The following is an 8,960-nucleotide window of genomic DNA, read 5'->3' as shown; positions in this document are numbered from 1 at the left end:
TCTCGCTGATCGAGCCCCGCCGGAAATCTCCGGTGCCGGCCAGCTCGGCATACAACCACTCGCGCTGCTGTTCCAAGTCGCCCAGCGATGGTTCGGTCACCCTTTCCTCCAAGTCTGGTTGTTCATACCACAACCAGACTACACCGCCACCAGCATCACCCCCGTCACCTACATTCGTGTCGCACACCCACCCGCAACAGCTGGCAGCCCTACTTCGAGCGGAGCGGCCGTCCCCTGATCGGGTGACGATGCCTTCCCCCTTGGGTAGCCAGCCTTCTCGGTGACTTTCTGCTCTTGTCCGGGGTGGCGGATAGCTCACCATGGAAGTGCGGCAGTCGCTGACCAACATCGACAAGCCGTCGAAATCGGTTGCCAGGAGGACCAAATGAACGCTGTAGCTCACGAGCAGCATGTGGGTCACGACCATCCGCATGGGCACGGGTGTGGGCATGTCGCGATTCCGCACGGTGATCACGTCGACTATGTGCACGACGGTCACCTGCATCGACAGCATGGCGATCACTTCGACGAATGCGAACCGGCCGGCGGCCACGCGACGCATGAGGGGCACGACCACACTCACGGCGAGGGCTGCGGACATGTGGCGGTTCCGCACGGTGATCACGTCGACTATGTGCACGACGGCTGCCGCCATGCCGCCCATGACGGTCACTACGACGAGCACTGAGACGAGCACTGAACAACCCAAGGGCTCATAGCCCGACCCGCTGAGCGCTCCGCCGGGCCGGGTATCGGTTCGGTAAAGCGTTTGCCGAGTTTCGCCGCCGCTGGTGTGGCTGCGCCGACTTCGGCTCGAGCACCCGCGACAATGTCCGGATGCCTGGAATGCGGCGATTTTGTCCGGCTGTGGCCGCCGCGCTGCTCGTCGCGGTTGCGGGTGGCTGTCAGGACGCCGGTGTCGCATCGCCCCGGTTGTCGGGATCCGGGCCCCTCGGGTCCGTGCCGGTGCGGCCCGTCGGGACCACGGTCCCGTCCGGCCCCGGCGTGCCGGCGCTCAGCGACGCGGCGCACGCGGCCGGGTTCGTCGATGTCCGAAGCGTGCTGCCCGACGCCGTCATCGACCTGCGCTACGCGACCACCAACAACTTCACCCACACCCAGCTCTATCCGGCCGATGCCCGGTGCCTGGTACACCAATCCATGGCCCAAGGACTCGCGGCGGCCGCGGTCGCACTACGCCCGCAAGGGCACGTGTTGGTCTTCTGGGACTGTTACCGGCCACACGAGGCGCAGGTCAAGATGTTCGACGCGGTTCCCAATCCGGCGTGGGTGGCGCGGCCGGGACCCTATGCCCGCAGCCACGAGGCCGGCCGCGCGGTCGACGTGACGTTCACCAGCCCACAACAGAGCTGCCCGGCCGAGCGGCAGGTGCACGGACTGTGCCTGGCCGACATGGGCACCGACTTCGACGATTTCTCGTCGCGGGCAACGGCATTCGCGACCCAGGGGGTGACCGTGGCGGCTCAGGCGAACCGGGCGGCGCTGCGGGAGGCCATGCAGTATGGCGGGCTGGACGTGTACTCCGGCGAGTGGTGGCATTTCGACGGTCCCGGCGCCGACGTCGACCGTCCGGCACTCAACGTCCCGGTCGACTAGCTGTCTCATGTAATGAGACAGCCATTTCAAATAGTGAGTTGAGGTCATAGGCTGGCGCCACCGACGACGCGCCGACCAAGGGCCCCCGCAATGAACGACCGCTCTGCGACCAGCTACACGCACGGACATCACGAGTCGGTGCTGCGCAGTCACCGGGTACGCACCGCGGAGAATTCCGCCAGCTACCTGCTGCCCCACCTGAAGCCGGGGATGACGGTGTTGGACGTCGGTTGCGGGCCTGCGAGGATCACCGTCGACCTCGCCGCCCGGGTGGCGCCGGGATGGGTGACGGCAGTCGAGCTCACCGACGACGCATTGAGCCTGGGCCGCGCCGAGGCCCGGCGGCGCAACGTGCCGAACGTCTCATTCGTGAGCTCCGACGTGCATGCGCTCGACTTTCCCGACGACACCTTCGATGTCGTCCATGCCCACCAGGTGTTACAACACGTCGCCGATCCGGTGCGGGCACTGCGGGAGATGCGGCGGGTGTGTGCGCCGGGCGGAGTTGTCGCGGCTCGCGATGCCGATTACGGGGGATTCATCTGGTTTCCACGGCTGCCCGCGCTGGACCTGTGGCTGCGACTCTACGACCGGGCGGCTCGCGCCAACGGTGGCGAGCCGGACGCGGGCCGGCGGCTGCTGTCATGGGCCATCGCGGCCGGCTTCGACGACATCACGCCGACCGGCAGCATGTGGTGTTTTGCGACGGCCGAGACGCGCGACTGGTGGGGAGGAATGTGGGCCGAGCGCATCCTGCAGTCGGCCCTGTCTCGCCAACTTGTGGACTCGGGCATGGCCACAATGGTTGAGCTGAAAGAGATCTCGGCGGCGTGGCAGGCCTGGGCTGCCGCCCCGGACGGCTGGCTGGCGATGCCTCATGGCGAAATCCTTTGCCGGGCATAGGGATCAGCCCGCAATGGCGGGGAAGCTACCGCACAGCGATTCAAAGGCGGCGGCAACTCTCAATACAGTGACATCGTCGAATCTTTTGCCCACGATCATCATTCCGGCAGGAAGCCCGTCGACCAGGCCGGCGGGCACCGATATCGCGGGATGCCCGGTGATGTCCATGGGCGCCGTGTTGACCGCCTTGCCGGATGCGTGTGGTAGCAACCCGACATCCTGCGGGCTGCCCTCTGGCAGCGGATTGGCCGTGCCGGGCACCGTGGGCATCACCAGCACGTCGTATCTGTCGAGTGCCCGGTCATAAGTTGCACGAAGGTGCGGCAGCAGATTACGTGCCTTGGCATACGATTTGCCGCCGAGCGTGTTTCGGCTGTAGTGGCCGCACAACGCCGCCGCCTTGATGGTGCTGGCGAACTGGTCGGCCTTGACCACACGCTGTCGTGCGAAGTGCGCCATCAGTTCCGGGTCGTAGAGTCCGTCCACGCCGAGCCCGTATCCGTTGCCCTCCAGCATCTGGTAGGTGGCGCCGTCGGTGAAGACGACGGCGAAGACATGAATCATGTTCCGATGCCAAGGCACGCTGATCTCGCCTACGGTGCAACCGATTTCGGTGAACCGCTGGGCCGCCGACCGGACCAGCTCGTCGACCCCGGGCCGCGAGCCGGCCCACCGGAAGCCCTCGGCGAGAATGCCGACTCGCAAACCGGTCACGTCGCCGGTGAGCGCGGACCGGTAGTCGAACGGGGAGATCGTCGCGGGCTGGCGCGAATCGTGGCCATCGGGTCCGGCAAGCACCGTGAGCATCAGTGCCGCATCGGCGACGGTGCGCGTCATCGGACCGAGGTGATCGATGGTCCGCTCGATGGGAAACGCGCCGGTGTAGGGCACCAGCCCGTGTGTCGGTTTGAGCCCGACGATGCCGCACAGGGCGGCCGGGATGCGCACCGACCCGCCCTGGTCGCCGCCCAGTGCCAGCTCGACTTCACCGGCGGCGACGAGCGCGCCACTGCCGCTGGATGATCCGCCCGTTTCCCGTGTCGGGTCCCACGGATTGCGCACCGGTCCGGAGGCGGAGGTGAAGCTGGATCCCGAGCAGCACAGGTCTTCGCAGACGCTCTTGCCGGCGATGGTTGCCCCGGCGGCCAGCAAGCGCTGCACGACGGTCGCGTCACGGCTGGGGACAAAGCCCTCCACCGCACGTGATCCGTTCATCATCGGGAGGCCTGCCACGGCGATGTTGTCCTTGATTGCCACCGTCCGGCCCGACAGCGGACCGGTTGCGCCGGAGGCGATGTCGGCCGTGACATACCAGGCCCCGAGCGGGTTGTCGCCCGGCTTCGGGAAGCGGTAGACCCGGTCGGGCGGCTGCTGGTGGGCTGAGTGGTCGCAGAGGTCGTCGTAGAGTTCGTCGACCACGTCGTAGGACCGCAGCGTGTGGGTTACGGCCGCCAGGTAATCCCGTTGGTCGTCGGCGTCGAGGTGAAAACCGAAGTGCTCGGCGGCGGCGCGCAGGTCTGCCGCCGATGGCCGGGGAACCGTCATGTCGCCCTCCGTCATACGTCGCTGGGTCGCTCGGGTGCAGCTGACCGCGGATCAGCCGAGGCCGACCACCACCGCCGCCCAGCATTGTGCTATCTGACCTGGTCAGACCAGCGGTATTGGCATTCTCTTTTTTTGCAAGTACGTTATTCATCGATGGATAATGAAGCTCAGACCTCATCGGGCATCCCGCTTGCGCCGGTGTACGGGCCGGCGGACCGCGACTCGGAACCCCCGGGCCCGGGGGAGTTTCCCTTCACCCGGGGCAACTTCGCGTCGGGCTACCGCGGCAAGCTCTGGACGTTTCGCCAATACTCCGGATTCGGCACCGCCGAGGAATCCAACCGCCGGTACCGCTATCTGCTGGACCAGGGTGGGACCGGGCTTTCGGTGGCGCTCGACCTGCCCACCCAATGTGGCTTCGACTCCGACGACCCCGACGTCGTCGAGGAAGTCGGCCGGGTCGGCGTCGCCGTCGACACGCTGGCCGATGTCGAGATCCTGTTCGACGGCATCCCGCTGGACACGATCAGCACCAGCATGACGATCAACGGCACGGCGGCGATCCTGCTGGCGTTCTACGTCGCCGCGGCCGAGCGCCAGGGCGTGCCGCGGGCCAAGCTCACCGGGACCATCCAGAACGACATCCTCAAGGAGTACGCCTCGCGCGGCACGTGGATCTGGCCGCCCGAGCCCTCGCTGCGGTTGATCGCCGACACCATCGAGTTCTGCGCGGCCGAGGTGCCGAAGTTCAATGCCATCTCGGTGGCCGGTGCGCACTTCCGCGACGCCGGTGCGACCGCTGTGCAGGAGATGGCCTTCACCCTGGCCGACGGCGTGACCTACTGCGACACCGTGGTGCAACGCGGCCGGATGACCATCGACGAGTTCGCGCCGCAGATCTCGTTTTTCTTCTACACCCACGGCGACTTCTTCGAGGAGATCGCCAAATACCGTGCGGGGCGGCGACGTTGGGCGACGCTGGTGCGGGAACGCTACGATGCCAAGACGGATCGGGCGTCGATGTTCCGCTTCGGTTGCGTGTGCGGCGGCGCGTCACTGTATGCGCCGCAGGCGCACAACAACGTGATGCGGGTGGCCTACGAGGCGATGGCGGCGGTGCTGGGCGGCGTGCAGTCGATGTTCACCGCGGCCTGGGACGAGCCGTTCGCGCTGCCCACCGAGGAGTCCACCACGTTGGCGCTGCGCACCCAGCAGATCCTGGCCTACGAAACCGGCGTGGCCAGGGTCGCCGACCCGCTCGGCGGCTCCTACTTCGTCGAGGCGCTCACCGATGCCACCGAAGCCCGCATCATCGAGATCATGGCCGACCTCGAAAAGCACGGCGGGATGGTCAGTGCCATCGAAGACGGCTATCTGCAAGGGCTGATCGCCGACGAAGCCTTCCGGATGCACAAGGACATCGAAACGGGGGTGCGGCCGGTGGTCGGGGTCAACCGGTTCGTCTCCGAGGAACCCGAACCCGACATCGTTACCTACGAACTCGACGCCGAGGGGCGCGACCTGCAACTCAAGCGGCTGACCCAGGTCAAGGCCGAAAGAGACAATGCCGCAGTGCAATCCACGCTCGCCGCGCTGGCCCGCGGTGCCGAGGGAACCGACAATCTCATGCACCGGCTGATCGACTGCGCCAACGCTTACTGCACGGTCGGCGAGATGGTCTCCGCGCTCAAGGCGGTGTGGGGCGAATTCCAGCAGCCGGTGGTGTTTTAGATGGCCACCCGGATCCTGGTGGCCAAGCCCGGGCTCGACGGGCATGACCGCGGCGCCAAGATCGTCGCCCGCACGCTGCGCGACGCCGGCTTCGAGGTGATCTACACCGGCATCCGGCAGCGCATCGAAGACATCGCCTCGATAGCCGTGCAGGAAGACGTAGCCGTCGTGGGGTTGAGCATCTTGTCCGGCGCGCACCTGGCGCTCACCGCGCGCACCATCGAAGCGCTGCGCGCCGCCGACGCCGCCGACATCGCCGTCGTCGTCGGCGGTACGATCCCGCACGCCGACGTGCCCAAGCTGCTGGAGGCCGGGGCGACGGCGGTATTTCCCACCGGGACACCGCTGGACGTGCTGGTGCGTGACATTCGCGCGCTGACCGGCACGGCGCACCCAGCCTCGGAGGAACCATGCGTGTCGGAGTGATGGTCGGTCCGGAACGCGGCGATTCGGCCCGCAAGGTCATCCGGATGCTGGCCGATATCGACTGGGCCGAGACCGCCGGCCTGGACACCGCGTGGATTCCGCAGATCCCCAACGACTTCGACGCGCTGGTGGCGGTGGCCCTGATGGGGACGCGGACCAGCCGCATCGAGCTGGGCACCGCCGTCGTTCCGCTGCAGGCGCAGCACCCGATCGCATTGGCGCGCCAGGCTTTGTCGGTGCACGCCGCGACCGGGGGCCGGTTGGTGCTGGGTGTCGGACCGTCGCACCACTGGATCATCGACGACATGCTGGGGCTTCCCTACGAGCGGCCGGCCCGCTACACCCGCGACTATCTCGAAGTGCTGCACGCGGCCTTCACCAATCCCGGCCCGGTCGACGTGGAGAACACCACCTTCCGGGTGCACAACCCGCTTGACCTGGCGCCGGTGGCGCCGCTGCCGGTGTTGGTGGCCGCGCTCGGGCCGGTGATGCTGACGTTGGCCGGAGAGCGGGCCGACGGCACCGTGCTGTGGATGGCCGACGAACGTGCCGTCGCCGAGCACGTCGTGCCCCGGATCACCAAGGCCGCCGACAATGCCGGGCGCCCGGCACCGCGCATCGTCGCCGGCGTCCCGGTATGTCTTTGCCGCACAACCGAAGTCGACGCCGCACGGGAGCGTGCTAACCGAATCCTGGGCGAGGCCGAGGTATCGCCCAATTACCAGCGGCTGCTGGGTTACGGCGACGCCAAAGACGTCGGCGACATCTGCGTGGCCGGCGACGAGGACGCCATCCTGGCCCGGCTGCGCCGATTCGCCGACGCCGGTGTGACCGATCTGTCGGTGCGCTTGTTGCCGACCGGCGGCAACCGTGACGAACTCGTCGCGTCCAAGCGCCGGACCCGTGAGATGATCGCTTCGCTGGCAACGGAGTTGCGGTGACTGGTCGGGGTCCGCTGGCGGGGATACGGATTCTCGAGGTCGGCACCATGCTGGCCGGGCCGTATGCCACCATGCTGCTGGCCGATCTCGGTGCCGAGGTGATCAAGGTCGAGCCGCTGGGCGGCGAGATCTCCCGCAGCGTGGGGGAGAGCTACTTCGCCAGCCTCAACCGCAACAAGTTGAGCATCTTCCTGGACCTGAATTCTGAAGCGGGACAACGACGCATAGGTGAACTCGCGGCCCAGTCGCAGGCGCTTCTGGTCAATCTCAAGCCGTCGGCCATTCGCCGGCTGGGGCTCACCTACGAGGCCCTGCGGCGGTGGAACGAACGAATCGTCTGCGTGGCGATCACCGGTTACGGTCTCAACGGCGGCGATGATCCGGCTTTCGACTACGTGATCCAGGCGGCCACCGGCGTCGCGGCTTTGACCGGTGAGCCGGACGGCCCGCCGACACTGCCCGGCTACTCGTCGGCGGACAACTCCACCGGAATGTGTGCGGCACTGGGATTGCTGGCCATGATCGTTTCAGGTCGCGGCGGACAGGTGGACGTGTCGCTGCGCGACGTCATGCTCTCGCAGCTGAATTACCATGCCGCCGGCTACCTCAACGAGGGTATCGAGCCGCACCGCCGGCCCTATGGCGCACACTCGTATTACGTTCCCGCTCAGCTCTTTCCGACAGCCGACGGGTATCTGGCGCTGTTCATCACGCACGACGGGTTCTGGAAATCCTTTGCCGACGAGGCGGGTATCGGCGGTTTCGAAACGATGGCCGAGCGGGTGGCCCGGCGAGACGAGGTGCTCGGCGTCGTCACGGCGATGCTGGCCACCGACACCGCCGCCGGCTGGGAACGGCGCCTGCGTCCGCTCGGAGTGCCGGCGGCGGCCGTCCGCACCCTTCCCGAGGCGCTGAAGGCGACGCCGGAAATCGTTGTGCGGGCAGGCGATTTACGTCTCGTGGGCAATCCGGTGCGGGTCTCTGGCTATCAGCCCGACTACCGGCCACCGCCGCGGCTCGGTGAGCACGGCGACGGGCTCAACGCTTGAGCTCGATGTTGTCAGCCCCTCGCGCACTACCTCGCCCAAAAGCAGCTTAGGGTCAGCTCAATGTCAATTGATTCTGAGTTGGTAGCTGTTGATCTGACTAGCGATGAGCGCAGCTTCATACAGCATGCGCTGTACCAATGGCAGTTTTCGGCGACTGCGACACCGTTTCCGATCCGCGTGCTGGGTTGTCGACCTGGGAGGAATTCGACGAGCTCACTGGTCGTCTTTCTTACGCAGTCGTTGGTGGCCAAGCGCTGACTAGCTTTGGGCTCGGGTGTTGTACTTGACGGAATGCTCCTGGGCCAGCGAGTTGGTGGGCGCGGGATTGGACTTTGCGACCGTTAGCGGGTTCTCCGACACGGAGGCGGTGAGCTTACTGCGCGGCTTGCAGCGCAAGATCGGCCGCATCACCACGGCTGAGTTGCTGTTTCCTGGGAGCGGTCGGCACTCAAAACCCCGCTGATGGAGGCTAGCGTTCTGCTCCTAGGCCGAAGTTAATCCGGGTTTTGGCGGGGATCTGGGGTGTGAGCTGCGGTTCAGTCTGTTGACCCGCAAGAAAGGTAGACAAAATAGAGTGTGTCGTTCACGGGATTTCTTCGTCGGGATGGCTAGGATTACCTATATGTCACGCCGTAACGAGAAGGTGCACGTAGCCAAAGTGCGCAGGGCTCACGTGACCGGCTCCGGTGAGAAGTGTTGCTACGAATCGGTGTATCTGCGCCGTACGTTCCGCCAAGGCGGCAAGGTG

General features: G+C 66.4%; 8 protein-coding genes. 7 read left to right on the top strand and 1 reads right to left on the bottom strand.

Annotated elements, in window-relative coordinates; translation table 11 throughout:
- Positions 1–385 precede the first annotated feature (385 nt).
- The 3 genes from EET03_RS23350 to EET03_RS23340 all read left to right on the top strand — a co-directional run bounded on the left by EET03_RS23350 (position 386) and on the right by EET03_RS23340 (position 2,520).
- Positions 386–688, top strand: coding sequence for a hypothetical protein (locus tag EET03_RS23350; RefSeq protein ID WP_082274514.1), 303 nt, complete (start codon positions 386–388; stop codon positions 686–688).
- 158 nt (positions 689–846) lie between these two features.
- On the top strand, positions 847–1,617 hold the full coding sequence (locus EET03_RS23345; protein WP_099193762.1) for a M15 family metallopeptidase: 771 nt from the start codon (positions 847–849) through the stop codon (positions 1,615–1,617).
- A 90-nt stretch (positions 1,618–1,707) separates the two neighbouring features.
- Positions 1,708–2,520, top strand: coding sequence for a class I SAM-dependent methyltransferase (locus EET03_RS23340; RefSeq protein ID WP_075541756.1), 813 nt, complete (start codon positions 1,708–1,710; stop codon positions 2,518–2,520).
- A gap of 3 nt (positions 2,521–2,523) precedes the next feature.
- Here the strand turns inward: EET03_RS23340 and EET03_RS23335 are convergent, their stop codons facing one another.
- Positions 2,524–4,065 carry an amidase gene (locus EET03_RS23335; RefSeq protein ID WP_075541761.1) on the bottom strand — a complete coding sequence of 514 codons (1,542 nt, stop codon included), beginning with the start codon at positions 4,063–4,065 and terminating at the stop codon, positions 2,524–2,526.
- A 153-nt stretch (positions 4,066–4,218) separates the two neighbouring features.
- Here EET03_RS23335 and EET03_RS23330 point away from each other — a divergent pair, with 153 nt between their 5' ends.
- The 4 genes from EET03_RS23330 to EET03_RS23315 are packed head-to-tail and all read left to right on the top strand — an operon-like array spanning position 4,219 to position 8,212.
- Positions 4,219–5,796 carry a methylmalonyl-CoA mutase family protein gene (locus EET03_RS23330; RefSeq protein ID WP_075541757.1) on the top strand — a complete coding sequence of 526 codons (1,578 nt, stop codon included), beginning with the start codon at positions 4,219–4,221 and terminating at the stop codon, positions 5,794–5,796.
- Positions 5,797–6,222: a cobalamin-dependent protein gene (locus EET03_RS23325; RefSeq protein WP_063473259.1), complete on the top strand. Its 426-nt coding sequence runs from the start codon at positions 5,797–5,799 to the stop codon at positions 6,220–6,222. It abuts the gene before it with no gap.
- Positions 6,207–7,163, top strand: a complete 957-nt coding sequence (locus EET03_RS23320; RefSeq protein ID WP_075541758.1) for an LLM class F420-dependent oxidoreductase — start codon at positions 6,207–6,209, stop codon at positions 7,161–7,163. Before EET03_RS23325 ends, EET03_RS23320 begins: the two co-directional genes overlap by 16 nt.
- Positions 7,160–8,212 (top strand): CaiB/BaiF CoA transferase family protein, encoded by a 1,053-nt coding sequence (locus EET03_RS23315; protein WP_099193761.1) that lies wholly within the window; start codon positions 7,160–7,162, stop codon positions 8,210–8,212. Before EET03_RS23320 ends, EET03_RS23315 begins: the two co-directional genes overlap by 4 nt.
- Positions 8,213–8,960 lie beyond the last annotated feature (748 nt).

Source organism: Mycobacterium innocens (assembly GCF_900566055.1).
GTDB lineage: Bacteria > Actinomycetota > Actinomycetes > Mycobacteriales > Mycobacteriaceae > Mycobacterium > Mycobacterium innocens.
The sequence above is the reverse complement of the archived record's forward strand: the minus strand, read 5'-3'. Positions and strand labels throughout refer to the sequence as shown.